Source organism: Nostoc sp., from assembly GCF_036917815.1.
Classification (GTDB): Bacteria; Cyanobacteriota; Cyanobacteriia; order Cyanobacteriales; family Nostocaceae; genus Nostoc.
In genome coordinates this window covers 122,991-149,472 of record NZ_JBALEK010000089.1, presented here as the reverse complement: position 1 = coordinate 149,472, position 26,482 = coordinate 122,991, and the positions used below count along the sequence as shown (strand labels likewise).

Below are 26,482 nucleotides of genomic sequence, written 5' to 3'. Positions count from 1 at the left end.
CCAGCAGAATTCAGGAGTCAGAATTCTGAAGTAAAACAGGCTTTACGCCAGGGTTTGAGACTTAGGTCGTGTACAACACCCAACTTGAAATTCGCAGTAAGTAATAATTTTTTGTCTGCCTACTTTTAGTTTTCACTAGTTACAGGTAGACCTATAGTAAATGTACTACCCTTGCCTGGTTCAGATGTCACCTCGATTGTGCCTTGATGTGCTTCGATAATGCAGCGAGATAGATATAGTCCTAAACCACTACCAGAACGTTGGTGTTTCCCTTGGCGAAATCGCTCGAATAATATTGCCTGATCTGGTTGAGAAATTCCTGGACCTGTATCTTGGATATCAATATTCACAGCTACCGCAGTGAGATAACAGTGAATATCTACAGAACCTTTATCTGTAAATTTGATGGCATTGCCGATAATATTTGTCAAAACTCGCCGCAGTTCTACGCGATCGCCCATGACGGTGCTTGTAGTTTCGCCTTTATCAAGGTTTACAGCCAATCCTTTTTCTTCAGCTAAGGGAGTTAATTCTTGGGAAACTTCACTAACTAATTCCTGAATATTGCAGGGAGAAATTTTTAAGGTTTTGCAGCCCGCTTCATGACGATAAACTTCTAACAAGGTATTTACCATTTCCAGCAGGTCTTGATTGCTGCCAATCATGGTATCAATTATTTCTTGCAATTGTGGCGAAACTTCGCAAAACCTCCCTTCCAGCAATAATTTTAATACGCGGTTGGAGGCTACCAACGGTATGCGTAAATCATGAGTAAAACGCGAGACAAAATCTGCCCGGAGGTTAGCCATCTGGTCTCGTTCGTCGATACTATGCTTAAGGCGGAGGAGCGATCGCACTCGTGCATGAAGTTCATCAGGATCGAATGGTTTACGAATAAAGTCATCTGCACCAGCGTCAAGTCCTTCAACGACGCTAGACTCATAGTGAGCCGTGAGCAGCAAAATGGGGATAAATGGCAACGCCTGATTCTGTCGGATGCGTCGAGTAAATTCATAGCCATCAATCCCTGGCATCATCACATCTAAGAGAATTATGTCTGGTGGTGACTCCTCAACCATAGCCAGAGCCATTTTGCTATCTTCCACCAAGCTAATTTCATAGTCCTCATCTTCTAGGACTGCTTCTAATACCAGTAGATTGTCAAAAATATCATCGACAACGAGAATTTTATCTTTTTTGACAGTTTTAGTTAAAGACATGGCTAAATAAAAAGAAGAAGTGCTTGGCTATCCCTAGCAAATCTAGTAATAGCTTACTTCACCAGTGCTGAAATTATTAGAGATTCACATTTTCCTTTAAAGTTTCCTAAATTAAACATCCTTTTCTTAAGTAATTATACTGACAATCTTTAATTAAGTGTATGAATTAATAATTGTAGCTATTTTTAGATTAAAAATTGGTTACCATAAAACATCTATCATCAGGTTAATGTATTCAAATATTTTTTGATTGAGTTATATTATCATATCAAAACTCTTGCCTTAGAAAGGCTTACGAGATAAGGTTATTTATGTCTAATGGTAGATGAACTTAGGGGAATAATACCAAACGCATTGCTTTTTGTATAAAATCCCGAATCGAAGAACGAGATTATTTTAATCTGTACTTGAGATAAATAACGGTAAAGTTAAGCAACTATGAGTGAAATCAAGATCCTCGTGATTGAAGATCACAACCTGACAAGAATCGGCTTACGGTCTGCCTTACAAACTCAGCCAGAGTTTAACATTGTTGGTGAAGCAGCCAATGCAGCCGATGGGATCAAGCTTCTGAAAAGTCTCAAACCTGATGTTGCTACTATTGACATCGGCTTGCCTGATATGGATGGTATTGAGCTAACACGCACATTTAGGCAATATCAAGGAGAAAATGAGGATTATACCACAAAGCTGCTAATTTTAACAATGCAGAATAGCGAACAAGCAGTTTTAGCAGCTTTTGCAGCAGGTGCAGATTCTTATTGCATGAAGGATATCGAAACTGAGAAACTAGTGGAGGCTGTGGAAACGACATACTCAGGTAGCTCATGGATCGATCCAGCGATCGCAGACCTTGTGCTACAACAAATACGTCAAGATTTCCCCGATGGCAGCAGAGGCGCATCTGGAAAAAGAGTCATGATTGAAGGTATTGACCCAGATGTTGAGAAAAGTATCGTTGGCTATCCTTTAACTAATAGAGAGATGGATGTTTTAGAGTTGATTGTCGCTGGGTGTGACAACGCAGAAATTGCTAAAAGGCTCTATTTAACAGTCGGTACTGTAAAAACTCATGTTCGAGGTATTCTCAATAAACTCTGTGTTGCTGATCGTACACAAGCTGCTGTTCGTGCTTTGCGGGCTGGATTAGTACCGTGAGCAATTAAAAATCTTTCTTCCCCACTTCCCACTCCCCACTCCCAACTCCCCAGTCAATTGTTTTTAGTTAAAGCGATTACCTGGGACAAAGATTTATAAAGAAATCGTTACATACTTTAGTACAATGACATAATTGACAAATAAGTATTTTTCCTCATATACATGATAGCGGATCAATTTCCCTGGCTTACCGCAATTGTCTTGCTGCCACTCGTTGCTTCCCTGCTCATCCCTGTGCTGCCTGATAAAGATGGCAAGCGCGTGCGGTGGTATGCACTGGGTGTAGGTATTGCAGACTTTGCTTTGATGTGCTACGCCTTTTGGAAACATTACGACCCCAGTAGTGCTAGTTTTCAGCTCGTCGAAAATTATGCCTGGGTACCTCAGTTAGGTTTTAACTGGGCGGTATCAGTCGATGGACTTTCAGCGCCACTTGTGCTTCTAGCAGGATTTGTCACCACACTCTCGATATTTTCGGCTTGGCAAGTTGATCACCGTCCCCGCCTCTTCTATTTTTTAATGCTGGTGCTGTATTCGGCACAGGTAGGGGTGTTTGTTGCCAAAGACCTGCTGCTATTTTTCATTATGTGGGAAGTAGAGCTGATTCCCGTCTACCTACTAGTTTGCATTTGGGGTGGGCAAAGGCGTCGTTATGCGGCTACGAAATTTTTATTGTATACCGCAGCCGCTTCTATATTTATTTTGGTGGCAGCCCTGGCAATGGGGTTATACGGCGGCGGTGAGATGACTTTTGACATCACCGCCCTGGCCAAAAAGGAATATCCCCTTGGTTTGCAACTGCTACTCTATGCAGGGTTGTTGATTGCATTTGGTGTCAAGCTAGCTGTTTTCCCGATGCATACCTGGTTGCCTGATGCCCACGGTGAAGCATCTTCTCCTGTATCGATGATTCTAGCTGGCGTATTACTAAAAATGGGCGGATATGGGCTAATTCGCCTGAATCTTGAGTTACTTCCCGATGCACACATTTATTTTGCGCCGGTTCTCGCAATTCTGGGTGTTGTCAACATTATCTATGGTGCATTGAACTCCTTTGCTCAGACCAATATGAAGCGGCGTTTAGCTTATTCGTCGATTTCTCACATGGGGTTTGTGCTGCTTGGCATTGCGTCATTCACTGATTTGGGAATCAACGGCGCGATGTTGCAGATGATTTCTCATGGTTTAATTGCATCGGTACTGTTCTTCTTAGCTGGTGTTACTTACGATCGCACCCACACAATGGTAATGAAAGATATGGGCGGTATTGGTCAAGCCATGCCCAAAGTCTTTGCTCTGTTTACAATCGGCGCGATGGCATCCCTGGCACTTCCTGGTATGAGTGGCTTTGCTGGCGAACTCTCGGTATTCGTTGGGATGACAAGCAGTGACGTTTACAGTTCGACTTTCTGCACCGTCACAGTTTTTCTCGCCGCCGTTGGAGTCATCCTCACACCTATCTATCTACTTTCCATGCTGCGAGAGGTGTTTTATGGTAAAGACGCAGCACTGCTATGTGACATTAATAATGCAGGCTTGGAAAATCAAGAAGATGACGGAACAGTTTGTTTTGGTACAGACTGCTTCGTGCCAGAAGATGCAGTCTACGAGGATGCTAGACCCCGTGAGGTGTTTATCGCTGCCTGTTTTCTGCTGATGATTATTGGTATTGGTTTCTATCCCAAGATGGCGATGCAGATGTACGACGTGAAGACAGTCGCAGTCAATGCTAATCTTCGCCAGTCTTATGCCATAGTTTCGCAAACCAATCCCCAGATTTATGCTAAGGGTTTCTTGGTTCCGCAAATTTCCGAGGTTGAGGTAGCGCCCGTTTTGGGAACTTTGAAGTAAGCTTTTTGACTAATATTTTTGTCGAAAAGAGCCAAAGCTATGTATTTTTCTGAGGAATAACAGAGTATTGATAGCCGATCACTATGGATAGGCTATCAATGCCAAATCATTCTCAGGATGCCCAAGATGTTTTTTCTGGAAAAGCTCCTTTTTTCCAATTTTGCCAAACCTTTACTGCTGCTCGTTGATAAAATGCCTGCGAGTTTTGCTCTGGGGTTTCTTGAAGTTCCTTAATTTCTCCACTCAATTTATCTATCCATAAAGAGCCAAGACGATCTTCATGTGGGCCAAAGCGGTAAGTAACGCCAATCTCATCCTCCTTTTCTTTTAGAATCAATACGTAAAAAGCCATAACAAATTAATGTGGTCTGTAAAAGTTGGATACTTCAGTTTTAACTCATTTGAGTTATGCTTATGTTACTGGGGGACTCCACAAACGACCAGAGCGTTCAGTTGCTTTATTAATGAACTAAAAATCAAGCTATGAATACCACAAAAGAAAAAGTTCAATCTCTGCTGAACCAATTGCCAGATGATTGCTCAATCGAAGATATTCAATACCATCTGTATGTAATTGAGAAAGTTAGTCGTGGATTAGAAGTAGCCGACACAGAAGGAGCGATCGCACAAGGGGAAGTTGAAGAACGTTTGAGCAAATGGCTTATCAAGTAGTTTGGTCTCCTAAAGCACTAGAAGATGTAGAAGATATTGCCACATACATATCTCGTGACTCGGCTGCTTATGCTGCGGCAGTAGTTCAGAGGATAATCGATGTAACTCGTAACTTGAGTAACTTTCCTTTCTCAGGTCGAATAGTACCAGAGTTTGATAATGATACTATTAGGGAAAAGTTTGTATATAGCTATCGAATCATCTATCGAATTCAGGGTGAAACTTTAACTATTGCAGCAGTGATTCATGGAAAAAAACTATTCGATAAACTGGATGCAGATTGAGGATAAGTCAAAGTAATGATAAAAGTAAGGTACAAAATTGGGTTATTAAAAGTAGCAGTCTGGTTGATTAACGAGCTTGATGTTTCCTGACTTATAGACAAATACCATAGCTCATGATCAAATCAACCCTTTACATGAGATGCTGGTTGATGATTAGTGAGTTTTGCCAATGTCTGTTGTTTCTGCCATCACCGTTACCGTTCCCGCCACAACTGCGAATTTGGGGCCTGGTTTTGATTGCATCGGTGCAGCATTAAAGCTGTACAACGAGTTCAAGTTCACTCGCCTAGAAGAAGGTGGGCTAACTATTCATGTCACTGGTAAGGAAGCTGAACGAGTCCAAACTGATGAGAGTAATCTCCTCTACCAAGCGTTTGTCAAGTTCTATCAACATATAGAGCAGACGCCGCCAACTGTGAAAATAGAGATTAAGCTAGGTGTCCCATTGGCAAGGGGTTTGGGTAGTTCGGCCACAGCAATTGTTGGTGGGTTGGTTGCTGCTAATCAACTTGAGGGTACGCCGATGAGTCAGTCGCAGGTGATGGAGTTAGCGATCGCAATGGAAGGACATCCTGATAATGTAGTTCCAGCTTTGTTGGGAGGATGTCGTCTCGCTGCTACCAGTGGTGCAGCTTGGGAAATTTGTGATATTCCCTGGCATAAAGATGTTGTACCAGTTATAGCTATTCCTGATTTTGAACTTTCCACTTCCGAAGCGCGAGGCGTTCTTCCAACTGAGGTGAGTCGCGCCGATGCTATTTTCAATACGGCACATTTGGGGTTATTGTTGCGCGGCTTGGAAACTGGTAACGGACAATGGTTAAAAACAGCTTTACAAGATAGATTGCATCAGCCCTATCGGAAAGCTTTGATTCCTGGTTATGATGCTCTCAACATTGCAGCTGTTAGTGCTGGTGCTTATGGTATGGTAATTAGTGGTGCGGGGCCGACACTGTTAGCTTTGGCGGATAAATTACACTCGGAGGCTGTGGAAGCGGCGATGTTAGCGGCTTGGCAAGAAGAAGGAATTACAGCCGAGGTGCGATCGCTTGCTCTCGATATCCAAGGCGCAAAAAGCTTTTAAAAAATCAGATAACTATCTTACTCAGCACTTAGAACTCGATTTATGGAGCAAATTCAGGCTGAAATGGCGGCGCTTAACTCTCAAATTCAGATTCTTTTAGAAGAACGCGCTGCACTCACTATTAATAATGTAATTTCTGGCGAGAATGATTCACCCCAGGCAATGGTGGAAGCGTACCGCCGTCAAGCCAGGGAAAATGCCCAATTATCAGTTGAACTCCAAGGCATAGATGCTGCGATCGCCGCCTTAGAAGGCAAGATCAAACAAAAACAAGGTAAGTTAGTGCGATCGCAAGTTCAATCAAAACAACTTATTCAACAACAGCAGCTAGAGGAAGCGAAAGAAGTCGCACAGGTTCATGCTGAACGCATTAATCAACTAGCTGGAGAGCTGGCCGCAGAAGTCCGTTTTCTTAAAGCTTGTGCCAATCAACTGAGTCCAATGTATTGGCAGATTTATTACAAGCCCTTCATTACTGGGTTTAAGACAATCTCCGTTCCCTATGTCCGCTCAGACGGGGAAGTGTGGACAATTGTCAACCGAATTGTTTAATGTCAGCATTTCTAAACTAGAAATACTTTACTAACATTAATTTTTTCAATAACCATTTGACATCACAAGACAGTTGGTGAAGAAGGCAGAAGGCAGGATTCCTTCTGCTTTCTGCCTTTCTTGCTAAAATCGTCCATATCGAGAGACTTTAACCCATGACGCAAGATTTTGCACTTTTAAAGCGGATATACAATGTTTTCGACCCATTTCGACCCTTACCTGCTGGCGATCCAAAATATGTAGATTGTCAGGCTGTGCGGGGAGATGGCGACATCCTAGTAGAAATAGGTAGAGAGATTTTGTATTCAGACAGAATGACTTGTCAACTTTATGCAGGTCATCGCGGTGCAGGAAAGTCAACAGAATTGCTGCGGTTGCAAAAATATTTAGATGAGGAAGGCTGCTTTGTGGTTTATTTTGCTGCCGATGAAGCAGATATTGAGCCAGAAGATGCCCAATATATAGCGGTTCTCGGTTGAGTGAGGTACAAGAACCCCACCCCCCAACCCCCTCCCCGCTCTTCGAGAGGGGGCTTAAGATGTACCTCACTAGATTGAGAAACGCTATACAGATATTCTCTTAGCTTGTACACGACACTTATTAGAAGCGTTAAAAGATAATGCTAAATTTTTTGCGAAGCTTGGCATAATCGGGGTACTGCATTATCAATTTTAGGACGGCATGAAGAAGCGATTGCCTCCTATGACCAAGCATTGAAATTTAAACCTGATTACGATGAAGCTTGGTATGACCGAGGAAATGTTCTTTACCACTTAGGATGTTATGAAGAAGCTATAGTGTGTTTTGATAAAGTACTGAAAATTAAACCCGATAGCCACTTGGCATGGAATAATAAAGGCTATTTACTACTTAAAAAATATTCTAATGACGGAAAAGTAGCTATTTTTGAAAAAGCCTTAGAAATTAGTTTGAGCTTACACAATTCTTATAATCAAGATTTTTCTAGAGAAGACTTTAAACTTTATGAAGAAGCTCTTAGCAACTTCAATAAAGCGCTTGAATTGAAGCCTGATTTTGAACTAAGTTGGGCAAATCAAGGTTGTAGCTTGTACTACTTGGGTCGTTATGAGGAGGCACTTGCCAGTTGTAATAAAGCTCTTGAATTTAAACCTAATGACTATGTAGCTTGCTTTAATAAAAGCTTTGTTCTTATAAAATTAAGACGTTATCAAGAAGCTATTACTAGCTTAAATGAAGGTTTAAAAATTAAACGTGACAATCATATTGCTTGGTATAATAAGGCTCGAATTTATGCACTTATAGGTAATAGTAAACGAGCAATAAAAAGTTTAAAAACCGCAATCAAATTAAATTTTGAAGAAAGTCGAAGTCTGGCAAAAACCGATCCTGATTTTAATACTATTCGTGAAAATAAAAAATTTAAGTTTTTGATTGAATAATCTTTCTCTGGATTAAACCGTGTGCCAGTAGCAATGGAACAGGAATGTACGCTAAGACCAAGATGCTTACTGTATTTGAGTTTTAGTGTTCACCCTAAAATATGTCTATTCCTATGATAACAATTTTTATTACAGGAAAAATACACTCATTACCTAAATAATTGGTGAGTATGAGGTGTTGAAGAAAATAGGAATTTTATCGTTATCACAGCAATTAGTGGGATTTAGACAAAAAACGAAAAAAAACCTCAAATCTATATAGGACTAGCCCTTTCAAGGTGAGTAAATATTTTGCTCAAAAAACTCCTCTTTAATCTCTTAACTCTGTGTTCTCTGCGTCTCTGTGGTTAAATAAATTACTTTTAAACCGCAGAAGCAATAGAGTTGCCAGTGCGTTGGGCGGGTTCCCCGACTTGTTCGCGTAGCGTCTCCCCCTGGGAGAAGCAACTGGCGCAGCGCAGAGAGGAAAACAGAGATTTTACGAGTCACCTTGAAAGGGCTAATCCTACTATATACAGATTTAGTTTGACATCGTTTTGCTTGGTATATTGCAATAGCTGGATTTTAGCCATTTTTGAGCAATTGGTCTATTTCCCCTACCCTGCATAGGTTTGAGGCTTCTTTATACCTCAAAAATGTTCCAGAAAATGTAACGATTTTGTAACGGTAGCTAAGGCCACCGTTTTTTGTTGACGTTGCAAAAGTTTACATTTACAATAGAAAACGTCAAAATCCGATAAGTATTTATTCTTATTTATCCTGGCAAATTGACATTCGATGAGTATATATTCTCATCAAAAAGCAAAAACTTAATCTTTTAGACTTCAATAAAGGTTACAAAAGTAAAAATTGCTTAATATAATGTAACTAAAAGCGAGAAAGCAAATTGATTGTCAGAAGTGATGAATGCTATTGAATTTCCCTGGCTAACAGCCATAATCCTCTTACCCTTGGTGGCTGCCTTAGCCATCCCCCTAATCCCAGACAAAGAAGGTAGAACTGTCCGTTGGTATGGTCTGGGAGTTGCTTTGGCCGACTTTGCACTGATGATTTATGCCTTTTGGTATAAGTACGACTTCCAGAGTTCAACACTCCAACTTGTAGAAAACTATCCTTGGATACCGCAATTGGGTTTGCATTGGGCGGTGGGGGTTGATGGTTTATCGATGCCCTTACTACTTCTGACAGGCTTAATAAATACCCTTGCAATATTCGCGGCTTGGAAAGTTACCATCAAGCCGCGATTATTTTATGGTTTGATGTTAGCGATGTACAGCGCCCAGCTTGGCGTATTTGTCGCCCAAGATTTGCTGTTGTTCTTCCTAATGTGGGAAATCGAGTTAGTACCGGTTTACCTGCTGATTTCCATCTGGGGAGGACAAAATCGCCGTTATGCGGCTACCAAATTCATTCTTTACACCGCCGCCGCATCAATATTTATCTTAATTGCCGGTTTTGCAATGGCATTCTCTGGAGATACCGTCACCTTCGACATGGCGACTCTGGGAATGAAAGAATACCCCAAAACCTTGGAATTATTGGTTTATGCAGGTTTCTTGATTGCCTTCGGTGTGAAGCTGCCAATTTTCCCTTTACACACTTGGCTACCTGATGCCCACGGTGAAGCATCAGCACCCGGTTCAATGATTTTGGCTGGTGTGTTGTTAAAAATGGGTGGTTATGCCCTCATCCGCTTCAATGTGGAAATGTTGCCCAATGCCCATGTGACTTTTGCCCCAGTGCTAGCAATTTTGGGTGTGGTGAACATTGTCTACGGTGCTTGCTGTGCCTTCGCCCAAACCAATCTCAAACGCCGCTTGGCTTACTCTTCAATAGCCCACATGGGGTTTGTGCTGATTGGGATTGCCTCTTACACAGAACTGGGTATTAGTGGTGCAGTGCTACAGATGGTTTCTCACGGCTTGATTGCTGCAAGCTTGTTCTTCCTGTCTGGCGTGACTTACGATCGCACCCACACCTTGATGATGGATAAAATGGGCGGTATGGCGAAGGTAATGCCCAAAACCTTTGCTCTATTTACCATTGGTTCAATGGCTTCTCTCGCCTTACCGGGAATGAGTGGTTTTGTGGGTGAGTTGATGGTATTTCTGGGTATCGCCACCAGTGATGTTTACAGTTCCAGCTTTAAAGTTGTAGTTGTGCTGCTGTCAGCAGTTGGCGTGATTTTGACACCGATTTATTTATTGTCCATGCTGCGTCAAGTGTTCTACGGTGAGCAAAGTCAAGAGTTACACTTGGATGCTGTAATATCTGATGTCAAACCCCGCGAAATATTTATTACCGCTTGTTTGTTGCTGCCAATCATCGGAATCGGGTTTTATCCCAAGTTGGTAACGCAGACTTATGATGTGAAGGCAGTAGAATTAGCCGCCCATGCTCGTCAAGTTCTACCAGTCGTTGCCCATCAGCAACCATCAAGTCTATACTCGCGGATTTTCTCTGCACCAACATTGGCTAATTCTCAAGTTGAAAGTTCGATTAATATTTCTGAGTAAATTAACTTCCGATTAAGGGGCTGCAAGTAAATTCTAAATATTCAGGGGAATAAAGGGGTGGTTACGAAACCACCCCTAAAATTTTGCCAAGATATATCCTAAAGACAGGTGAAGCCCCCAAATATGAATTATGACCATTAACTTAGCTATAGCCACAGAAATTATACCAATCGTCTTGCAATTCCAACCTGCGATCGCACTAACTGACGATCAGTTTTATGAGTTTTGTCAGCTAAACGGTGATTTTCGCATTGAACGTAATGCTGCTGGAGAATTAGTGATTATGCCCCCTACTGGTTCCGAGACTGATGAACGCAACTTTAACTTAGTTGGGCAGTTGTGGGTATGGACAAAGCAAGATGCTACAGGTGTAGGGTTTGGTTCCAGTGGTGGGTTTACTTTGCCTAATGGTGCAGTGCGTTCTCCAGATGCAGCGTGGATAAAACGCGATCGCTGGGAGGCCATACCAGAGGAACTGCGAAAAAAGTTTGCGCCGATTTGTCCTGAGTTTGTGATTGAATTGCGTTCCCAGAGCGATCGCTTGCAAATTTTGCAAGACAAGATGCAAGAGTATATAGATAATGGCACGCAACTTGGTTGGTTAATTGATAGAAAACAACGCCGAGTTTTTATTTATCGTCCTAATATTGCAGTTGAGGTATTAGATAATCCTAAGACACTTTATGGTGAACCGTTGCTACCTGGGTTTGTTTTGGATTTAAGTCAGGTTTGGTAGGGTATAAATACAAAATACTCAACCCAGTTTGGAAAAAAGCGCCTTAGAAAATCTACATATTAAAACTAAAATAGCTACACTCAAAGCATAATAAAATAAAAATGCTAGGAATCTAAGCTGATGTGCAGCTAAATTGTATAACACGAAAACCTAAAATTATTGTAGTGCGGGCAGCGTTCGACTGAGCGCTCACGCCGAAGTCTTGCCCGCCTCGCATATACAAATTAAATACGCAACAGCTTATGGCGGCGAAAGACATATTCCATGATGCAGTAAGACGCGCTTTAGAGAAAGAGGGTTGGCTCATTACTAATGACCCGCTTTTCCTCCGTTTTGGTGGTTTGGATATGTACATCGACCTTGGTGCAGAGAAAGTTTTAACAGCTGAACGAAATCAAGAAAAAATTGCGATTGAAGTTAAAAGCTTTGTTGCTCCATCTACTACAACTGAATCTCTAGGACAGTATCTCAAATATCAACTAGCGCTTGAAGAAGAACAACCTGAGAGACTTCTATCGGAAAGATGCTGAGAACCCCCGAAGATGTAACTTGTAGCGGTGCGGAAAGTTACATCTGTGCTTCTAGCCGGGGGATGAAAGCTATCCGCCTGATTTATCAGGCTTGCTCGTTTTATTTGATTGCTCAACATATTGTCTGACAGCCTCCCTAATCAAATCATTTATCGACCGTTCTTTTTTCTTGCTTAATTGCACCAACTCTTCGTATTCTTCTTTAGAAAACCTTGCACTAAATCTACTCATGACATCGAATATATGTTATATTGATGTGATGATGGTACTGAAGGAGGTATCGCTAATGAACTTATTAGTCGAGGTATACCCAAAAAAGACATAGTTTTGGCTTTTCATTCCCCCTTTAAACGACAATTTACCGAGTTCGCTGTTGGTTAATAAGGCTGAGGGTTGAAAGAAAGTCAATCACTCTTGATTAAAAGAGTTGAGTTTAAATAACTTTAATCCCTAAATTTTTCGTGATTTAGGATATAGCCACCTACTAAACAAACGGCTAACTCTAGGCATAACAATATATGTCAACAGCAAAACCATAGTAATCGTAATTATCAACGAAATAATTAAGGGAGGTAAACCGCGAAGCAGGGGCGTTACAAATGTAGTCAACAAATTAATTAACACAAATACAGCCGCCCAAGTTAGCAATGCGGTTTTATAGCGCGGTGGAGTTTTCAGTGGTTGACCAGGAAGAGAAAACCAAGCTTCTAATCCACTGACTTGTTGAACATCAGGATCAGATTCAACTAAATGTTTACCTTGATCCAGCCAATATTCGCGATCGCGCGATGTCATCCACACCTTTAAATTGTCATAACCGTCAAACCGAAAGATGATCGCATATTCGTTTCGTACCCCAAGCTGCGGACGAATCACATTTGTTCCCAGATGACCCGTATAGGTTCTGGAAACCCTGGTAATATCTTTTAACCAAGCTTCATAAGCGGTTTCGCATCCTGGTTTGACAACTTGTGTAATGACTACGGTTACAAATTGATCGTCCTGTTCCATCTCCATTAGTTATACCACTATCAAGTTAGTAAGCAGACATCTCCAGCAATTAAATATGCGTTATCCATAACTCTTGTAGAGACGTAGCAGTGCTACGTCTCTACATTTTTAAATTTGAGATTTTAAATTTAAAATCCCAAATTTAAAATCTCAAATTCGGTCACGCTCAAGTCAAGGGATATCCAGCTTTTCCAACCTCAAGCCGAACAACATTAGCAGGAACGACACCTGTAGGCGGAGGTAAAAACATTCCACCATTGGTGACAACATAAATCGCGGTGCGATCGCTCTCACCTTGACCAAAAGCTACAGCTGTGCTACCAATTACACCTGCCTCGGCTTGAGCAATAATAGTAGTACTTCCATCCTTTGCAATTCGGATCACACTGTTATAAATGTGTGTCGCTCCGTAAAGATTGCCTTCCACATCAAAGGCGAAGTCGTCAATATTAGTTTGCTCAACAAAGATTTCTGGCTCACCTGGTTGGTTTACAGCATCAATGGGAATCCGCAATAGCAACATTTTTTCCGTATTTGAAACGTAGAGGAAATCACCAAAACGCTTCAAACCATTTGCCGCCGGAGTGACGTTTTCCGAATTGCTACGAGCAAGTATTGGATCTTCTAGCCAAATTGACCCCAGGCGTTGAGCAATATCAATCAGCCAAATTGCACCCCGATAAGAATCTGCCGTCAAATACTGAGTGTCAGAAAGTGGAGTTATGCCATTGAGAAATATTGCATCTGGCAGTGTCAGTAAGGTTTCCACAGTGCCATCATTGGCAACTAACGAAACCACTGGTATAGAATCAGCATTCCAGCCTGTTGCCACCAAACCCCCGTTAGTAGTGAAAGCAAGACCACTTACCTTGCCCTCAACAGTGGCATGAATCTGCTGATTGCCATCTGGACTAATGCGAACAATCTCGCCAACTTCGTGATTAGTTACAAAGATTGTGCCATCTGGTGCGTAGGCGTAGCCCGCCGCAGGTATCGCTAAATTTTCTAAAAAAGTATTGACCGGGAATGAGGCAATAATCTTAGCAGGTGCTAATTCAATCTGTGTACCTACGTAAATAGGCGGTAAACCTGCGGAATTTTCCATATTAACCTACCACTGTAATTGAATTGGACTACCAAACTTTCGCATCTCTGCAAAAAACTGTCCTTGCGCTCCGCCATCGGCAAGTGTTGCCAAATAGACGGCGGTTTGCGCTCCTTCTTCTGCCGTGAATGGGGCATTATCTCCCCCTATATCAGTCTTCATCCAACACAGCGATCCTGCTTTGAGTCGTCATTTTTATGACCTTCAAACTGGTTTTAAGTTTACTTTACTGAGATGTTGTAAATTAAGCAAATTGATTGCAGCAATATATTTTATGACTTACACATTGACAAGAAATACCAAATATGAATTAGGTTGAAAACCACATCTTTTGTAAGTAACATTGCTTATGGGTGTCAAGTCGCTTCTCTACGAGACGCCAAAGGCGAACGCTCTAATTAAAAATTGCAAGATGCTCTCCCCTTCTCCCAAAGCTACGGTGTACACACAAGTCTTATAACCTAGCCCCACAACGTTTTGATCCCCCCTAACCCCAGGGCTGTTTCATTCCCTAAAAGGCTCTGATTTACAAGCGTTTCAAGCAAAAAAGTCAGGTGACTAAAAAATCTGATTGGGCGAGAAAATCGCGTAGGCGTAGCCCGTCGTAGACATCGCACTGAAATTTACTCGTTGAGGTGGTATCTTTTCGATAACCAAATCAAGCAAATTTCTGACTTATACTATTGACAAAATCTCTAAGAGTTCGAATGAAACAGCCCTGCCCCTAACCCCCCTTAAAAAAGGGGGGGAAAGAATCAAAGTCCCCCGATTTATCGGGGGATCAAGCCACATTTTGCACTTAGCACAAAGATGTGTGTACACCGTAGTTCTCCCAAAGGGAGAGGCTAGCGCTAAAAGGGTGTTTGAAAAGTTGTTGGTTGTGATTTTAGGTACTTAATGATCCCCCTAACCCCCCTTAAAAAAGGGGGGAACCGGAATCAAAGTCCCCCAATTTATCGGGGAGCCACTGCGTTGGGCGGGTTCCCCGACTTGAAGCACGTGGCATGGATTTAGGGGGATCTAGAACTTTTTGCTACCGTTCAGAGGACTTTTCAAACAACCTCTAAGGTAAAAGACTCGCTAACTATCATTGCATTTCTGTGACGTTCATCTTTACTAAGTGATAATGAATGTATTGCTTAAGGGTTTTCATGACGGAATAAATGAATATTCTTTGGCGTTGAGCGAGTTGATTAGGTTTCAATCCCTAATAGGGATTTTGATGAATTGCAATTTATTCATCGCCTACCTCTGCCCAGAATCGTGCTAATGTTTCAATCCCTAATAGGGATTTTGATGAATTGCAATCCATGAGGTCGTCTACTCCTTTGCCATCTTCTGATGTTTCAATCCCTAATAGGGATTTTGATGAATTGCAATAATAATAATAATGGAGATGGATACGCCTATACCTTGTTTCAATCCCTAATAGGGATTTTGATGAATTGCAATCTTGCTGTCTTATGCTGTCATTCGTTTTCACCTGTTTCAATCCCTAATAGGGATTTTGATGAATTGCAATCCATTGCGGGTTATCTGGAGTCATTTGCCTCCGATCGTGTTTCAATCCCTAATAGGGATTTTGATGAATTGCAATGTAATGCACTAGGTATTACGAAGTTAGCGGAGGGTTTCAATCCCTAATAGGGATTTTGATGAATTGCAATTGGATGGTGATTACGCTTTCATGATCGATGCTACGTTTCAATCCCTAATAGGGATTTTGATGAATTGCAATTTAAATACCTTAAGGCAGTTAAAACTGATTTGGCGTTTCAATCCCTAATAGGGATTTTGATGAATTGCAATCAAGTTTGTTATTATAAGATTCCGGTTTATGATAAGAAGTTTCAATCCCTAATAGGGATTTTGATGAATTGCAATTGAACAAAGCTCAAAGCCATGGCCGCACCAAAAGGGTTTCAATCCCTAATAGGGATTTTGATGAATTGCAATCAAGGGGCGGGAAAATTTGTACCAATTTTTCCCTAATCAGTTTCAATCCCTAATAGGGATTTTGATGAATTGCAATGATACATTTCATGTTGAGTTCCCAGGTAGTATTGGTTTCAATCCCTAATAGGGATTTTGATGAATTGCAATGCGAAGTATGGAGAATAAAAGTTAGGTATATGTTTAATCAGTTTCAATCCCTAATAGGGATTTTGATGAATTGCAATCCTACATACAGTACATTTCTTAATTCGTACTGTTTCAATCCCTAATAGGGATTTTGATGAATTGCAATCTGACGCGCCTTCGGCGCTGCCAGACACGAGGGCAGTTTCAATCCCTAATAGGGATTTTGATGAATTGCAATCCCCCAGAAATTGATATATGGGCAAGTGCCATCGGAGTTTCAATCCCTAATAGGGATTTTGATGAATTGCAATCTATCACGTAGTCATACGCCATTGAGATCGCGTTTCAATCCCTAATAGGGATTTTGATGAATTGCAATTAGGTGCGCCAGTTGCATCATGAGCAGAGACTGCCCGTTTCAATCCCTAATAGGGATTTTGATGAATTGCAATGAAGCCGAAACCAAGTATCCTCAAATATCTGAGGAAGTTTCAATCCCTAATAGGGATTTTGATGAATTGCAATAGATTGATTCCTCAATTAGAAATCTTGCAGAAGAGTTTCAATCCCTAATAGGGATTTTGATGAATTGCAATTCCTGGCAAGATGACATGATTGAGAATATTGGAAGTTTCAATCCCTAATAGGGATTTTGATGAATTGCAATACTCGTTTTCCAAGATTTAAATTTATACCGGGAGTTTCAATCCCTAATAGGGATTTTGATGAATTGCAATCAGGCACTTATTATTCAGCAACACGCGCAAACAAGGTTTCAATCCCTAATAGGGATTTTGATGAATTGCAATAACGCCATAGTGTACATACCTGGGGTAGTTGATGTTTCAATCCCTAATAGGGATTTTGATGAATTGCAATTTTGCCCCCTAGATTTTTCCACCTATTACAGCTAGTTTCAATCCCTAATAGGGATTTTGATGAATTGCAATCCATCCAAAGCGTCACTTATGGCGCTCTTACATTGGTTTCAATCCCTAATAGGGATTTTGATGAATTGCAATTAAGCCTCCCCCAAGTTCCCCAAAAGCGATTGCAGTTTCAATCCCTAATAGGGATTTTGATGAATTGCAATGATATACTCAATACCGCTCAAGCTATGGAAAAACTGGTTTCAATCCCTAATAGGGATTTTGATGAATTGCAATTCGTGCGCCGTTGCTAATGGAATGTTTATTTGAGTGTTTCAATCCCTAATAGGGATTTTGATGAATTGCAATGGCGGGAGCCTGAAAGCCTTACTATATTTAGTTTTCAAGGTACGGTTGCGCGAGTCTAGAGTCATCATAGCATTAGAGAATTCCTTTGGGAAGAGTGCCAGAAAAATTTAAAGGCTAAAACCTTGTTTTGATAAGCATTTCAGAGGTTGCGCGGATGATAATTGGTCTATTAGTGGGGTGAAATGCTTGCTGGTGTTGGGATAGAAGCACTTTTCTCGGGCTGGAGAATTTGTACACCTACCCTTCCGCGCAAACCCAGATGCGTTTTGCCTTCCCACAGGGTTAGTAACATTACAGTTGGGATTAAAATCGCTGACCTGTGGTAACTTCAAATCTAACTTCCCCTTGGTCGCTAATTCCTAAGTCGCCTCGAATTAGCCCAAATGATGACTTAACTCGCAATCCTAAACCGTAACCAAAGCCACTTCCAGGTTTGTTTCGCAGTACTCCTGGTTCTCCTAGCACGCTTTCGCTAGATCCAAAATCTGAGGCGAAGTCTGTAAAAAGAACTCCTCCGATTGACTTTACAATTGGGAAACGATATTCCACTGAAGCTAAACCATAACTCCGACCACTGGCAACTTTACCATAATCGTAACCCCTGACAGAATCTAGTCCGCCAATATTAAAGGCATCTGCTGGTGGGAAGTCTCCAATAATCGTGCCAATTTGGAAATTAATCGCCAACATTTCTGGATTCTCAGTTAGTTTACCATTACCGATCCAACTGACTGGTAAATACTGAATATAATTTCCCTTTAGGCGGTTGCTGGAAATATTACCCAGTCCAATGGGAATCGCTTGCTCTGTGCTGAGGGTGAGGATTGATCCTTGAGTCGGATTTTCTCGGCGATCGCGTTGATCTCTAGATACGGCAAATGATACTGTAAATAAGTCATCAATACCAGTACCGCTCACAGATAAAGGACTCCCTAAGCTATCGACCTGTGCAACGTTATATTCTCCATCGCGTAGGCTAATCCTGGTATAGTTCAGACTCACAGATGTATCCCACTCATCAAAAGATCGTAAAACTCCCACAGAACCGCCAAATCTTCCCTCGCGTACTCTGTCACCGTTAGACAATCTGATATCTTCGTTGAAGGTTCCTGATATATTTCGATTACGAAAAGCTCTAATGGTGTAGCCTAAGCGGTTTGGTTCTTCAGGACGATAACGACTAGTGAACTGACCATTAAACTGGACATCTTTACCGCTAATCTGCACAGTTGTATCTAATTTATCGTTAAGACCACTAATATTTGCATCTTTATAACCCACCCGACCGTATAGCCCAACATCGTCGTTATCACCGCCTCCTAAGATTAGAGAAGGGAAGCTACGCTCTTTGATTTCATAGATAAGATTAACGCTGGAAGTATCTTCTTGTCGATAAACATTGACTTGATTAAATGACTCTAATCTCCTCAATCTTTGCAAGTCTGCTTTCAGTAAATCTTCACGGAATACCTGACCAGGTTTGAGTTTCAACAGACTAATGATAAAATCTTTCTGAGTCCGCCCTTTAATCGGCTGACCTTTGTCATCGAGCAACTCATCTTTGTTATTAATAAAATGAATCTCGATATTTTTGACAATTCTCTGGGAAAACTCGACAGATTGAGCATCTACTGGAGTTGCTCCGATATAATCACCATATTTGGCATACCCACCTTCTATCTGTAATGTCGGTTTTGGTGTCACAATACTACCAGCACCATTGTCAGTATAAGATTGCGATTCTGCAAGAGCCTCTGGATTTTCACCATTCGCTAACATTAGTGCGATCGCAACTACAGCTATTTGAATATGCATAAATAAAGTTTTATCATTACACCCTTTCTTCTGTAACTAATGTCAAACTAACCCATTCGCCTTTCTCGTTGTAACTGCGAATCATCCTTTGGCGCAGGTTTGGCTCAATTAACCAACCCACTTCCAGAAATAAGGGTTGACGTAACTGCACCTTGAGCGGAGAAGTTGCAGAAGCTCCATCTGGTAACATTAATACTTGTATCTGCTTTTCTGGCTCTTGGTCAAAGAGGATGATGGAATCTTTGATAGTAGCAGTTGAGGTAATTGTGCGATCGCGAAAAGAGGTATTTTGAATTAATCGCCCAGCACCATCAAGTTGTAACTTTAAGGTTGTAGAGTAAGTATCAGGCGAACGCCAATCTGGATATATCGTCACTGCTTGGCCTTGCCATTCTCCCAACAAATCATTTATCTGCAAAGTTGGACGTTCTGCTACTGGCGTTCCAGCGAGATGTTCTCGAATTAAGATTAATTCCTTTAGCTGACCGGTTTTATCAAACAGTTGCACCAGACGCAAACGCCGATTTTCATGAACTAAAGCAAATTCTGCCCCAAATTCAGAAAATGGACCTAGTTGAATTACACCTTCAGAAAATGAACCGGTTTCAAAAAATAGTAGACCCCCACCCACAGAACTAAATTCTCTGATTAAATCTTGTCCCAAACGGTTCAGAGTTAGGCGCACTCTCTGATTGTGGTTTAAATGTTCTAGAGAAAGACGACTAGGAGTATCTTTCAGAAATGTACCTTGGGGAGAAAAATTGGTAAATGAACCTTCCCAAACACCGAGGTTCTGCAAAAAACATTCCCATTGCGATTTTGTCATTGGTCATTGGTCATTGGTCATTGGTCATTTGACAAGAAAAAACACGATTTGCTGACAAGCTCAGAGGCTTCAGCCCTGAGTAGAAGCAAACGGTAGTTTTAACTGCCTTGAAAATGGTAGAATGAAGTACATCTAGTAGGAATAACCGCAGCTACGAGGAAACAACCTAGTACGGAGAAATCCCGGCAACGGACATATCCGACTCGATTCGGAATAGTTAAAGGGCAAATAATGGCAGGTTGCGGAGTAGTTATTATTTTTCAATTTTGTGGACTCTGAAAGATAAAGGAAAAGTAAGCACAATGCCAGCATTAAAAAATAGTTGGTTTGAGTGTCTAGGGTGTTTTTGCCAGCACCATTGAAAGTTCAGATTTGGACTCTTCAAGAATCCCTGTCCCTTTAGGGCTGGGAGTGTCAACAATGCCTATCCTTTAGCAAAATGTCGGACAGCAAATAAGCTCCCCATTAATCCTACAGCTGCACCGAAACTCATAAGAATCAGGGGCAATAATAAAATTTCTGCTGGAGTGAGTTGCACTCTGTTGGTGATGACTTGGATAAACTCAGGTTGATTGACTAGCAACTTACCGAGAAACTGTTGAATCAGAGAAATAAAACTCCAAGCGATCGCACCACCAACTAAACCAAAGGCAATTCCTTGTAAAATAAAGGGGAGGTAAATCCAAGCAGAAGTCGCTCCCACTAGTTGCATAATTTCAATTTCCTGCCTTCGTGCCATGACAATCAGCCGAATTGTGGTGGTAGTCACTGCGATCGCAGTTAAAGTCAGAATAATCGTAATTGTTAAAGTAATCCAGTTCAAGCCTTGGTGCAACTGGGCAATACGTTTCACTGCTTCATCCACATACTGCACCGTCTCAACTCCTCGTAACTTAGCCAACTGCGTTGCTAAGGTTGGTACAACTTGAGAATTTCGCGCTTTCACCTTCATCTCATCAACTAGAGGATTGTCACCTAGTTGCTGAGTAGCACCCTCAATATCAGAAATTTTCATTTCCTTCACTAACTTAGTCCAAGCTTCCTGTTTGGTAATGGTTTTTATCCCCGCCACCTCTGGCATTTTTGCAATCAGTGGCTCAATACTTTCGATCTGTGTATCCGGTTCCAGGTAAACTGATACTTCTAGCTGGCTACCAAACTGGTAGAGAAGTTTTTCCACTTGCCAAGAGGTTTGCAAACTCAAGCCGAATAAAAACAGTAACACCGTCACAGTACTGATAGCTGCCCAATTCATCCAACCTCCCCGCAATAAACCGAGGAAAGTTTCTTTGAGTAAGTAGTCAAGTTTTGTGAGAGATTTAAACATACATCACCCCAGTCAAAAATTCATAACTCATAACTCATAGTTCCCAATTCCCTACTCCCCATTCCCCACTCCCCACTCCCCATTCCCCACTCCCCAGCTTGATACAATTAAGATAGTAGGAATTTTCACCATTTAGCCATCGAGACTCATGCCCTCTGAAATTGCTGTAGAGAAAAAAAAGTTAACAAATCCACCTTTGGAGCTTCATTATTTAGGCGATCGCGTGTTGCGTCAAGCTGCAAAGCGAATTTCTAAAGTAGATGACGAACTCCGCCAAATAGTGCGCGAAATGCTGCAAACTATGTACAGCAAGGATGGCATTGGTTTGGCTGCGCCCCAAGTGGGAATTCACAAACAACTAATTGTCATCGACTTAGAACCAGAAAACGCAGCTAATCCGCCCTTGGTGTTGATTAACCCCATCATTAAACAAGTCAGCCGCGAACTCTGTGTTGCCGAAGAAGGATGCTTGAGCATTCCGAATGTATTCCTGAACGTGAAGCGCCCCGAAGTGGTGGAAATTGCCTATAAAGACGAATACGGTCGTCCCCGGACATTAAAGGCTAATGACCTCCTCGGACGCTGCATTCAGCACGAGATGGATCACCTTAATGGCGTGGTATTTGTAGACCGTGTGGAAAACTCCTTGACTTTAGCCCAGGAGCTATCTAAGAATGGCTTCTCGTATCAAGCGGTGAAACCAATAGTATAGGGGGGCAGCTAGTGTATTTAACTCCAAAAAGCAGTTTATTTCTGGGTGGTTCTTGTGTAAGTGCCATCGCCGCCGTCGGTTCAATTTTTGAACTCGGTTATGGACACCCGGATTTTGGTGTCGCAGCCACAGCAATTATCCTGGTATTGAGCATTCCACTCACCGGATTATTTTTCTTTGCCGCAGTTAAGGATGCAAGGGCTAACATGAAATAAGCATCAGGTACATAAAAAAGGTAAGGGAATGAAGGAAAAAGGCAAAATTCATTCTTTTACCTTTTATTTTTGCTCGATCCCCCCTAACCCCCCTTTTTTAACGTGAGTTCGATGAACCTCTCCCTCCCAGCCTCCCTCTCCGAAACGGAAAGGGAGGAGCCAATTATTCAGCTTTTTGCTCCCCTCTCCGTGTCGGAGAGGGGCTGAGGGAGAGGTCAAATAAGACTTGTCGAACTCACGTTTTTTTAGGCTCCGGTGTATACACAAGTCTGTTTTTCCCTGATATCTCAGAATTACCCCCCTTAATCCCCCCGATATATTGGGGGGAAACAAGAAATCTATCTAGTTCCCTCCCCTTTATAAGGGGAGGGTTAGGGTGGGGTAATTCGACAGACTGGTTGTGATTCGATAACTTGTGTACACCGTAGCCTTAAAAAGGGGGAATCTCAAGAGCCAACTTTTTAAGGGGGTTGAGGGATATCTTATGCGTAAATCCTATTCATCTTGAACTGCACCTAAAGCTTTCAGCGTTACTAACTGCGCTGCGGTTAACCCTGTAACTCCGGTGATATTCATTTTTTCGTAGGGTTTTAGCGATCGCAATGTTTTTAGGCAATCACCCGTCATTACATCCCAAAGCTTAATTGTCTCATCTTGGCTACCACAAATCAGGGTTTGACCATCGGGACTAAAGGCAACTGACTTTACCCAATTAGCCCCCTGCAAAGTTTTAACACACTTGCCATTATGGACATCCCATAATTTTACGGTTTGGTCTTCACTAGCACTAGCTAAAATTTCACCATCGGGACTAAAGGCAACTGACCAGACTCTGTTACTATGTTGTTGCAAATTTATCAAGCATTTGCCATTATGAACATCCCATAACTTCACCGTTTGGTCATCACTGCCACTAGCTAAAGTCTGACCATCTGGGCTGAAAGTAATTGACCTGACGCGATTGCTATGTCCCTGCAAAGTTTTGATACATTCTCCCGTAGAGACATCCCATAACCTGATTTTTTGGTTTTCACTGCCACTAGCTAAAGTTTGACCATCGGGACTAAAGACAACTGATCTTACCCAACTGGTATGCCCTTGCAAAGTTTTGAAGCATTTTCCGGTGTGTACATCCCATAATTTCACCGTTTGGTCGTCACTGCCGCTAGCTAAAATTTGACCATCAGGACTGAAGGCAACTGACCTAATTCGATTAGTATGTTCCTGCAATCTTTGCAGGCATTGTCCTGTTTGAACATCCCATAATTTAATTGTTTGCTTTTCACTGCCGCTAGCTAAAATTTGACCATTAGGACTGAAGGCAATTGAACGTACCCAACTATTATGCCCATCTAAAATTTTGAGGATCTTATCGTTACGGACATCCCATAATTTCACTGTTTGCTTTTCACTGCCACTAGCCAAAATCTGACCATCGGGACTGAAAGCAACTGACCTTACCCGATTGGTATGCCCTTGCAAGGTTGTTAAGCACTCACCATTATGGACATCCCATAACTTCACCGTTTGGTTTTCACTACCACTAGCCAAAGTCTGACCATCGGGACTAAAAGCAACTGACATTACCCGATTACTATGCCCATGTAAGTTTTTCAAACACTCACTTTTACGGACATCCCATAACTTCACTGTTGGGTCGTCACCACCGCTAGCTAAAATTTGACCATCGGGACTAAAGGCAACCGACCATACCCGATTAGTATGTCCCTGTAAGGTTTTCAAGCACTTTCCATTACGGACATCCCATAACTTCACCGTTTGGTCGTCACTGCCACTGGCTAAAATTTGACCATCAGGACTAAAAGCAACTGATCTTACCCAATTGCTATGTCCCTCCAAGGTTGTCAAGCACTCACCATTGCGGATATCCCATAATTTAATTGTTTGTTTTTCACTGCCACTAGCTAAAGTTTGACCATCGGGGCTGAAGGCAACTGACCTGACTCGATTAGTATTCCCCTGCAAAGTTTTCAGACATTTTCTGGTGTGAACATCCCATAATTTTACTGTTTGGTCTTCACTACCACTAGCCAAAGTTTGACCATCGGGACTGAAGGCAACTGACCTTACCCAATTACTATGTCCCTGCAAAGTTGTCAGACAATTACCATTTCGGATATCCCATAACTTTACTGTTTGGTCATCACTGCCACTAGCTAAAGTTTGACCATCGGGACTGAAGGCAACTGATTTTACCCAACTACTATGTCCAGTACAGGTAAAAAGTAGCTTTCCATCGTCAACTTGCCACAAGTAAGTCTTGCCATCAGCATCACCCGTAGCTAAAAGTTTTCCATTGGGGCTAAATGCTACTGACGAAATACTAACTAATGTTTCTGCAAAAACGGATTTAGCTAAATCAGTATTGGTAAAATTCACTTGATGCAAATTCACGCTTTGTAAATATGCTTGCCAAATAGTTAGATGAGAAAAGTCGTAGCCGCTTAAATCAGTTTGGAGTTGACAAAGAATATTTAGCAGATTTCCACCCGCGTACCCTACTGATTGTGGAACCTGTTGCAATTGCAATAAAATTTGCGATAGATGATTTTCGAGATTTTGAGAATATCTATAGCGGTTCTCGTTTACGTGAGGTACACCCGTAGGGGCACGGCACTGCCGTGCCCCTACACCTTGTGATGTAATGTTGTACCGCATCTGAATGGAAACCGCTATAAAAGTATTTGATAACCTATCTATAATTGGTTTAATAATCAGAGTGATTTGAGTGTTTCTAATATAATCTTTTGCCGTAGCTTCCATTAAAGCATGGCTGATAAATAGTCTAATTTCACCTGTGGTAATTTCGTGACAAACCTCTTCAATTAATCGGTCGATCATATATTCCATCACCACAGACTGGAGGGTGAAAAGTGCTGTCCTTTGTTCAATTAGCGATCGCCTCCGTAAAGATTCTAGCGCCTCCAGTACTTCCCTTTTGGGTAATGGACGCACAATATCATCTAGCAACTCGTCCAGAGAAACTAACTCGCGCTTGATTGCTAGCCAGTAAATTATTTCTTTTTCGATCTCTGACAACCGCTCAAATTGCTGATCTAGTAAATTCCGAGTGTCGCCAAAAATGATCTCGCCTTCAGCAAGAAAGGCAGCGATATCACCAGCAAACAACTCTCGAATTGGTTCAGAGACTAGCTTTAATGCCAAAGGATTGCCGGAATACTTCTCAATTAGCTTGCCCCATTCCTCTTGTAACCCAAATAACCCCTTATCTTGGAGAATTTCTTGCCCTTCGGTTTCTCCTAAGCCGACTAAGGATAATGTTCTGACTGGTGATGCTTCTCCTTCTAAAGGAGCAAATTCTTTGGGTTTTTCCCGAGATGTCAGCACCAAGCAGCTTTGATGTGTTTCTTCCCCTACCCGTCTCAGTAGTTGACCATAATCTTCATATTCTGGTTTATAGTGTCCGGCGCGATCGCCTGATTGTAAAATTGTCTCTACATTGTCCAATACCAAAAGACAACGACGCTCTCGTAAATAATTAATCAGCAGCGTGACTCTCGCATCTACGGTTTCCGGCAAATCTGTTTCCCTCCCATCAGATAAAAATCCGATCAGGTTTGCCAACATCTCTGTGACAGGTGGCGCATTGCGGAGACTTCGCCAAATCAAATACTCAAAATTCCCCTGAACTTCCTTTGCCAGTTTCACAGATAAAGCAGTTTTGCCAATTCCCCCCATTCCCAATATTGCCACCAGTTGGCATTTATCCTTGATCAGCCACTGCCTTAGCTGAGACAATTCTGCTATGCGTCCATAAAAAACGCAGATTCCAGGCGCTTGACCCCAATCTTGGCGGTTTTGGGTAATATTCTGTGAAGATGCTTGATATTCAGACTCGATAACTTGCTGTAACTTAGTGAGTTTACCAGGTCCGTTACCAGTAACATCAAATTTTTTGTAAACTTCGCTTAATCTTTTGCGTACTGCTTCGGCGCTGATTGCCAATTCTTTAGCGATCGCATTTGGCGGTTGTCCCTGCACGGCATATAACAACACCTCGATCTCGCTGCTAGACAAGCACCGTTTTTCGGCTAAAGCCAAAAGAACGTTTTCGGGAATCATATTCAGACTCATACTCACTACAC

General features: G+C 41.8%; 23 protein-coding genes, 2 pseudogenes and 1 CRISPR repeat array. Of the genes and pseudogenes, 15 read left to right on the top strand and 10 right to left on the bottom strand.

Annotation, left to right across the window (positions count from 1 at the left end):
• Positions 1 to 125: 125 nt before the first annotated feature.
• On the bottom strand, positions 126 to 1,220 hold the full coding sequence (locus V7K97_RS27320) for a hybrid sensor histidine kinase/response regulator (RefSeq protein ID WP_334804110.1): 1,095 nt from the start codon (positions 1,218 to 1,220) through the stop codon (positions 126 to 128).
• A gap of 438 nt (positions 1,221 to 1,658) precedes the next feature.
• Here V7K97_RS27320 and V7K97_RS27315 point away from each other — a divergent pair, with 438 nt between their 5' ends.
• On the top strand, positions 1,659 to 2,378 hold the full coding sequence (locus tag V7K97_RS27315) for a response regulator transcription factor (protein ID WP_334804109.1): 720 nt from the start codon (positions 1,659 to 1,661) through the stop codon (positions 2,376 to 2,378).
• 162 nt (positions 2,379 to 2,540) lie between these two features.
• A complete protein-coding gene (locus V7K97_RS27310; RefSeq protein ID WP_334804108.1) occupies positions 2,541 to 4,229 on the top strand; it encodes an NAD(P)H-quinone oxidoreductase subunit 4 in 1,689 nt (562 codons plus the stop codon).
• Between the two features lie 112 nt (positions 4,230 to 4,341).
• Here V7K97_RS27310 and V7K97_RS27305 read toward each other — a convergent pair whose 3' ends face one another.
• A complete protein-coding gene (locus V7K97_RS27305) occupies positions 4,342 to 4,581 on the bottom strand; it encodes a hypothetical protein (RefSeq protein WP_334804107.1) in 240 nt (79 codons plus the stop codon).
• Positions 4,582 to 4,712: 131 nt separating this feature from the next.
• Here V7K97_RS27305 and V7K97_RS27300 point away from each other — a divergent pair, with 131 nt between their 5' ends.
• The 10 genes and pseudogenes from V7K97_RS27300 to V7K97_RS27255 all read left to right on the top strand — a co-directional run bounded on the left by V7K97_RS27300 (position 4,713) and on the right by V7K97_RS27255 (position 12,152).
• The gene (locus V7K97_RS27300) at positions 4,713 to 4,901 is read left to right on the top strand and encodes a hypothetical protein (RefSeq protein WP_334804106.1); all 189 of its coding nucleotides are present in this window, start codon (positions 4,713 to 4,715) and stop codon (positions 4,899 to 4,901) included.
• The gene (locus tag V7K97_RS27295) at positions 4,886 to 5,185 is read left to right on the top strand and encodes a type II toxin-antitoxin system RelE/ParE family toxin (protein WP_334804105.1); all 300 of its coding nucleotides are present in this window, start codon (positions 4,886 to 4,888) and stop codon (positions 5,183 to 5,185) included. The genes V7K97_RS27300 and V7K97_RS27295 overlap by 16 nt, the downstream gene beginning before the upstream one ends.
• 169 nt (positions 5,186 to 5,354) lie before the next feature.
• Positions 5,355 to 6,269 carry a homoserine kinase gene (thrB, locus tag V7K97_RS27290; protein ID WP_334804104.1) on the top strand — a complete coding sequence of 305 codons (915 nt, stop codon included), beginning with the start codon at positions 5,355 to 5,357 and terminating at the stop codon, positions 6,267 to 6,269.
• Between the two features lie 42 nt (positions 6,270 to 6,311).
• A complete protein-coding gene (locus V7K97_RS27285; RefSeq protein ID WP_334804103.1) occupies positions 6,312 to 6,821 on the top strand; it encodes a hypothetical protein in 510 nt (169 codons plus the stop codon).
• A gap of 155 nt (positions 6,822 to 6,976) precedes the next feature.
• A pseudogene (locus V7K97_RS27280) lies at positions 6,977 to 7,294 on the top strand (ATP-binding protein); the annotation flags it as partial.
• 153 nt (positions 7,295 to 7,447) lie between these two features.
• Positions 7,448 to 8,242 (top strand): tetratricopeptide repeat protein, encoded by a 795-nt coding sequence (locus V7K97_RS27275; RefSeq protein ID WP_334804183.1) that lies wholly within the window; start codon positions 7,448 to 7,450, stop codon positions 8,240 to 8,242.
• Positions 8,243 to 9,144: 902 nt separating this feature from the next.
• Positions 9,145 to 10,758 carry an NAD(P)H-quinone oxidoreductase subunit 4 gene (locus V7K97_RS27270; RefSeq protein ID WP_334804102.1) on the top strand — a complete coding sequence of 538 codons (1,614 nt, stop codon included), beginning with the start codon at positions 9,145 to 9,147 and terminating at the stop codon, positions 10,756 to 10,758.
• A gap of 130 nt (positions 10,759 to 10,888) precedes the next feature.
• A complete protein-coding gene (locus V7K97_RS27265; protein WP_334804101.1) occupies positions 10,889 to 11,494 on the top strand; it encodes a Uma2 family endonuclease in 606 nt (201 codons plus the stop codon).
• Between the two features lie 242 nt (positions 11,495 to 11,736).
• Positions 11,737 to 12,024, top strand: a complete 288-nt coding sequence (locus V7K97_RS27260) for an element excision factor XisH family protein (RefSeq protein WP_334804100.1) — start codon at positions 11,737 to 11,739, stop codon at positions 12,022 to 12,024.
• The gene (locus V7K97_RS27255) at positions 12,018 to 12,152 is read left to right on the top strand and encodes a hypothetical protein (protein WP_334804099.1); all 135 of its coding nucleotides are present in this window, start codon (positions 12,018 to 12,020) and stop codon (positions 12,150 to 12,152) included. Before V7K97_RS27260 ends, V7K97_RS27255 begins: the two co-directional genes overlap by 7 nt.
• Here V7K97_RS27255 and V7K97_RS32175 read toward each other — a convergent pair.
• On the bottom strand, positions 12,094 to 12,255 hold the full coding sequence (locus V7K97_RS32175) for a ribbon-helix-helix protein, CopG family (protein WP_442936849.1): 162 nt from the start codon (positions 12,253 to 12,255) through the stop codon (positions 12,094 to 12,096). The genes V7K97_RS27255 and V7K97_RS32175 overlap by 59 nt on opposite strands.
• A 30-nt stretch (positions 12,256 to 12,285) precedes the next feature.
• Here V7K97_RS32175 and V7K97_RS27250 point away from each other — a divergent pair.
• Positions 12,286 to 12,405, top strand: a pseudogene (locus V7K97_RS27250) (element excision factor XisI family protein); the annotation flags it as partial.
• 69 nt (positions 12,406 to 12,474) lie between these two features.
• Here V7K97_RS27250 and V7K97_RS27245 read toward each other — a convergent pair.
• The 6 genes from V7K97_RS27245 to V7K97_RS27220 all read right to left on the bottom strand — a co-directional run bounded on the left by V7K97_RS27245 (position 12,475) and on the right by V7K97_RS27220 (position 21,428).
• Positions 12,475 to 13,035, bottom strand: a complete 561-nt coding sequence (locus tag V7K97_RS27245; RefSeq protein WP_334804182.1) for an antibiotic biosynthesis monooxygenase — start codon at positions 13,033 to 13,035, stop codon at positions 12,475 to 12,477.
• Between the two features lie 166 nt (positions 13,036 to 13,201).
• Positions 13,202 to 14,140 carry an SMP-30/gluconolactonase/LRE family protein gene (locus V7K97_RS27240; protein ID WP_334804098.1) on the bottom strand — a complete coding sequence of 313 codons (939 nt, stop codon included), beginning with the start codon at positions 14,138 to 14,140 and terminating at the stop codon, positions 13,202 to 13,204.
• A gap of 6 nt (positions 14,141 to 14,146) precedes the next feature.
• Entirely contained in the window at positions 14,147 to 14,302 is a 156-nt protein-coding gene (locus V7K97_RS27235) for a hypothetical protein (RefSeq protein ID WP_442936901.1), read from the bottom strand.
• A gap of 1,035 nt (positions 14,303 to 15,337) precedes the next feature.
• Positions 15,338 to 17,460: a CRISPR direct-repeat array (repeat unit 37 nt; unit sequence GTTTCAATCCCTAATAGGGATTTTGATGAATTGCAAT).
• A 303-nt stretch (positions 17,461 to 17,763) separates the two neighbouring features.
• Positions 17,764 to 19,275, bottom strand: a complete 1,512-nt coding sequence (locus tag V7K97_RS27230) for a BamA/TamA family outer membrane protein (RefSeq protein ID WP_334804097.1) — start codon at positions 19,273 to 19,275, stop codon at positions 17,764 to 17,766.
• A gap of 16 nt (positions 19,276 to 19,291) precedes the next feature.
• Positions 19,292 to 20,101, bottom strand: coding sequence for a DUF3598 family protein (locus tag V7K97_RS27225; protein WP_334804096.1), 810 nt, complete (start codon positions 20,099 to 20,101; stop codon positions 19,292 to 19,294).
• A 424-nt stretch (positions 20,102 to 20,525) separates the two neighbouring features.
• Positions 20,526 to 21,428: a cell division protein FtsX gene (locus tag V7K97_RS27220; RefSeq protein ID WP_334804095.1), complete on the bottom strand. Its 903-nt coding sequence runs from the start codon at positions 21,426 to 21,428 to the stop codon at positions 20,526 to 20,528.
• Positions 21,429 to 21,576: 148 nt separating this feature from the next.
• Here V7K97_RS27220 and def point away from each other — a divergent pair, with 148 nt between their 5' ends.
• Together def and V7K97_RS27210 are read left to right on the top strand one after the other, a co-directional pair.
• Positions 21,577 to 22,140 carry a peptide deformylase gene (gene def / locus V7K97_RS27215; protein ID WP_334804094.1) on the top strand — a complete coding sequence of 188 codons (564 nt, stop codon included), beginning with the start codon at positions 21,577 to 21,579 and terminating at the stop codon, positions 22,138 to 22,140.
• An 11-nt stretch (positions 22,141 to 22,151) separates the two neighbouring features.
• Positions 22,152 to 22,355 carry a hypothetical protein gene (locus tag V7K97_RS27210; RefSeq protein WP_334804093.1) on the top strand — a complete coding sequence of 68 codons (204 nt, stop codon included), beginning with the start codon at positions 22,152 to 22,154 and terminating at the stop codon, positions 22,353 to 22,355.
• Positions 22,356 to 22,850: 495 nt separating this feature from the next.
• Here the strand turns inward: V7K97_RS27210 and V7K97_RS27205 are convergent, their stop codons facing one another.
• On the bottom strand, positions 22,851 to 26,471 hold the full coding sequence (locus tag V7K97_RS27205) for an NB-ARC domain-containing protein (RefSeq protein ID WP_334804092.1): 3,621 nt from the start codon (positions 26,469 to 26,471) through the stop codon (positions 22,851 to 22,853).
• Positions 26,472 to 26,482: the final 11 nt, after the last annotated feature.

Excerpts from the sequence above, each read along its gene's own strand:
- V7K97_RS27270 (WP_334804102.1), top strand. The coding sequence starts at position 9,145 with ATGAATGCTATTGAATTTCCCTGGCTAACAGCCATAATCCTCTTACCC.
- V7K97_RS27205 (WP_334804092.1), bottom strand. The coding sequence starts at position 26,471 with ATGAGTCTGAATATGATTCCCGAAAACGTTCTTTTGGCTTTAGCCGAA.
- V7K97_RS27300 (WP_334804106.1), top strand. The coding sequence starts at position 4,713 with ATGAATACCACAAAAGAAAAAGTTCAATCTCTGCTGAACCAATTGCCA.
- thrB (WP_334804104.1), top strand. The coding sequence starts at position 5,355 with ATGTCTGTTGTTTCTGCCATCACCGTTACCGTTCCCGCCACAACTGCG.
- V7K97_RS27240 (WP_334804098.1), bottom strand. The coding sequence starts at position 14,140 with ATGGAAAATTCCGCAGGTTTACCGCCTATTTACGTAGGTACACAGATT.
- V7K97_RS27260 (WP_334804100.1), top strand. The coding sequence starts at position 11,737 with ATGGCGGCGAAAGACATATTCCATGATGCAGTAAGACGCGCTTTAGAG.
- V7K97_RS32175 (WP_442936849.1), bottom strand. The coding sequence starts at position 12,255 with ATGAGTAGATTTAGTGCAAGGTTTTCTAAAGAAGAATACGAAGAGTTG.
- V7K97_RS27220 (WP_334804095.1), bottom strand. The coding sequence starts at position 21,428 with ATGTTTAAATCTCTCACAAAACTTGACTACTTACTCAAAGAAACTTTC.
- V7K97_RS27245 (WP_334804182.1), bottom strand. The coding sequence starts at position 13,035 with ATGGAACAGGACGATCAATTTGTAACCGTAGTCATTACACAAGTTGTC.
- V7K97_RS27235 (WP_442936901.1), bottom strand. The coding sequence starts at position 14,302 with ATGAAGACTGATATAGGGGGAGATAATGCCCCATTCACGGCAGAAGAA.
- V7K97_RS27320 (WP_334804110.1), bottom strand. The coding sequence starts at position 1,220 with ATGTCTTTAACTAAAACTGTCAAAAAAGATAAAATTCTCGTTGTCGAT.
- V7K97_RS27310 (WP_334804108.1), top strand. The coding sequence starts at position 2,541 with ATGATAGCGGATCAATTTCCCTGGCTTACCGCAATTGTCTTGCTGCCA.
- V7K97_RS27295 (WP_334804105.1), top strand. The coding sequence starts at position 4,886 with ATGGCTTATCAAGTAGTTTGGTCTCCTAAAGCACTAGAAGATGTAGAA.
- V7K97_RS27255 (WP_334804099.1), top strand. The coding sequence starts at position 12,018 with ATGCTGAGAACCCCCGAAGATGTAACTTGTAGCGGTGCGGAAAGTTAC.
- V7K97_RS27225 (WP_334804096.1), bottom strand. The coding sequence starts at position 20,101 with ATGACAAAATCGCAATGGGAATGTTTTTTGCAGAACCTCGGTGTTTGG.
- def (WP_334804094.1), top strand. The coding sequence starts at position 21,577 with ATGCCCTCTGAAATTGCTGTAGAGAAAAAAAAGTTAACAAATCCACCT.
- V7K97_RS27305 (WP_334804107.1), bottom strand. The coding sequence starts at position 4,581 with ATGGCTTTTTACGTATTGATTCTAAAAGAAAAGGAGGATGAGATTGGC.
- V7K97_RS27230 (WP_334804097.1), bottom strand. The coding sequence starts at position 19,275 with ATGCATATTCAAATAGCTGTAGTTGCGATCGCACTAATGTTAGCGAAT.
- V7K97_RS27315 (WP_334804109.1), top strand. The coding sequence starts at position 1,659 with ATGAGTGAAATCAAGATCCTCGTGATTGAAGATCACAACCTGACAAGA.
- V7K97_RS27265 (WP_334804101.1), top strand. The coding sequence starts at position 10,889 with ATGACCATTAACTTAGCTATAGCCACAGAAATTATACCAATCGTCTTG.
- V7K97_RS27285 (WP_334804103.1), top strand. The coding sequence starts at position 6,312 with ATGGAGCAAATTCAGGCTGAAATGGCGGCGCTTAACTCTCAAATTCAG.